At 59.8% G+C, this 3,026-nt stretch carries 1 protein-coding gene; it reads left to right on the top strand.

Annotated elements, in window-relative coordinates:
* Positions 1–1,053: 1,053 nt before the first annotated feature.
* Positions 1,054–3,026: LamG-like jellyroll fold domain-containing protein (locus AC1D1X_RS19540; RefSeq protein WP_477698940.1), on the top strand; the 1,973-nt coding region annotated here is incomplete at its 3' end.

Below are 3,026 nucleotides of genomic sequence, written 5' to 3'. Positions count from 1 at the left end.
GCTTTTACCCATGCACCGCTTGCCGTCTTAATGCGGGTGATCACAAAGCGCAATTTTCGTGATCATTGCGGTTCCGAAGGCCGCATGGCCCATCTTTATCGCTTAGGCGCTGCCGTTCTGCTAGCTCTGATGCTAGCGGTAGTCTGGATCCCTGTACGTGCGTTCGCACCTACCTCCCAGCCTGTGCCTCCGGCCGACCTCGCGGAATGGACCGCTTATCAGATGCACAACTGCATCCCTCTGCCTCCCGATCCGGACCATACCTCCTGCAGCGGGCCGAAGGTGGGCTCTGGCGTGTATTCGGGTGGATATGTGATCATGCGGACCAGAGATTTGGGAACTGATGTTTATGCGTACTATCCGTTTGCAACGGTACTCAGCTGCCCTCTAAGCGCTAAATTGGAGGGTGGGGAGTGCGTCTGTAAACCTCCTTCGACCGAGAATGCTGCGCACACTTGCGATCTGCCGTCTCCGGCGGCGATCTCGGTTCCTGTGCAGGTTGCACCCATACCCGAGAAATGCGATTGCGATGGAACGAAGACCCCCAAGCCGATCATTCCGGCGACAGGCGAGAAAATCCTGGCGCAAMCCGACTACACAGGGCAAGGCGCRGAYGCSCTSAGCYTGGTGCGGCAYTWCCGAAGCAGYTGGGCYGGYRMSRCAGAYAGAGRCCTGGCAGTCAATCCCGGRCTGACCCGCGCYTGGTCGCACAACCAYGCCATCTCGATCAAGCAAGAAGGCACGGCYGGCRCYGCAGGCARYRTCGCCCGSRTCATCTTYGGCGACGGCARCGTAMGCACCTTCAGTTGGAATGTCACYACCAGCAGYTGGGAYGCCGGCAACAGCGCCGACAGCCTGAYCSCCAACRCCACAGGCCTTGTSTATAAACGCCTGGACGACGAYAGCCTGTGGCAGTTTGATGCAGCAGGCAAGCTGCTCACCGTAACCCAGCGCAACGGCTGGATCAATACCTACACCTACAGTACCAGCAGCAGTGCGAGTGTCCCGGCAGCCAATCTGCTGGTCTCGGTCAGCAACCAGTTCGGCCGCAGCTTGAGCTTTGCCTATAACGGCGCCAGCCAATTGGTGCGCGTGACCGCCAGCGACGGCCAGGTCGTCACCTATACCTACGACGGCACCACAGTCATCTCGCATCTGACCACTGTCAGCTATCCAGGTTTGAACGGCAGCACCGTCACCCGCAGCTACCACTACGAGAACGCCACTTACATCCAGATGGTCACCGGCATCACCGACGAGCGGGGAATCCGGCTGGCCACCATTACCTACGACAGCCAGGGCCGCGCCATCAGCAGCGGTTATGCCGGTGGTGCCGATCTGTACACGGTGAGCTATGCAACCGGCGCAGCCACGGTGACCGACCCCTTGGGCACACAGCGCACCTACAACTACAGCACCAACAAGGGCCAACTGGCCGTCACCGGAGCAGACAAGCCAAGCGGAACAGGTGCCCCATCCGCGGCCAGCCGGGTGCAAGACGCCAATGGCTTCATCACCCAGGAAACCGACTTCCTGGGCGTGAACACTCTGTACACCTGGGACATCAACCGGCACTTGCCATTGACGACGACCAGATCAGCGGGCCTGCCCGAAGTGCAGACCACCACCACACAGTGGCATCCCACATTCAGGCTGCCGGTGCTTGTGACCGAAGCGGGAAGAACTACCGCCTATACCTACGACACACAGGGCAACAAACTCAGCCAGACCGTCACCGACACCGCGACAAATGTAGCCCGGACCATGAGCCAGACGTATGTCGCCAGCGGAAGTGCAAAAGGTCTGGTGGCCACCCAAAGCACCAACAGCATCGTCCAGCAGACCTATGCCTACTATGGCGCTACCAGTTTCAGCGGCACTGAAAGCAACATCGATCCAGAGCTGAGTCACGTCAGCCTGCTGTTGAATGGCGCCGGTATTCCTGGCTCGATCATCGTAGACAGCAGTCCGTCGCCTAAGCCATTGACGAGACTGGGTAACGCGCAAATCAGTGCAGCCCAGAGCAAGTTTGGCTACAGCTCCATTTACTTTGATGGAAACAGAGCGTCCGTGAGTACACCACCATCAGCGGACTTCCAGTTTGGCTCCGGGGACTTCACGGTTGAATCCTGGGTGTATCAGACAAACCGCAACACGGGGTCATATTGGGCCTACCAACAGGTTGTAGGGCAGTACCAAGCGGCCGCGAACTCAGACGTTAGCTTCGTACTGCTCGCTGCTGACGGGTATCCTCGAGCCGCGTTCTGGTCGGGTAACGCAGTGACAGCGGACATCAACGCAGCAAATCCGTTGCCCTTGAACACCTGGGTGCATCTGGCCGCGGTGCGCAGTGGCAATCTGGTGACCCTCTACGTCAATGGCGTGAGCGCCGGTTCTGCAGCCTTGACTACCAGTCTCGACGTTTCTAACCGGAACGTCACGGTAGGTGCGGACATTGATCGGCGAATAGGCTGGAGCGGCTACCTCTCCGACCTGCGGATCACCAAAGGCGTGGCGCGGTACACCGCGAACTTCACGCCACCGGTACAGGCATTTTCTGATACGGCGCCGGTGATTGACCCGAACGCCACAGGCCACACGGCAGGAGACCTGCAGTCAGTCACCAACGCAGCAGGCCACGTCACGCAGTTCACTTTGTACGACAGGGCAGGGCGAGTGCGGCAGATGGTCGATCCCAAAGGCATCGTCACCGACATGAGCTACACCCCCCGAGGCTGGGTCAGCAGCACCAGTGTCACCCCGCCGGGCGGCGTAGCCCGTACCACAACGTACACCTACGACAACGCCGGCCAGCTAACGGGGGTCGCCATGCCCGACAGCACCACTCTGAGCTACAGCTACGACGCAGCACAACGCCTGACGGGTGTGACGGACGCCAAAGGCAACACCGTCACGTACACCCTGGACGCCATTGGCAACAAGACAGGCGAGCAGGTCAAGGACCCCTCGGGCAATCTGCAAAGAAACATCACCCGCGTGTACGACGCACTGAACCGGGTCCAACA

The organism is Polaromonas sp. P1_G4, assembly GCF_056405475.1.
Note: the sequence above shows the minus strand (reverse complement) of the source record. Positions and strands in the feature narration are given on the sequence as shown.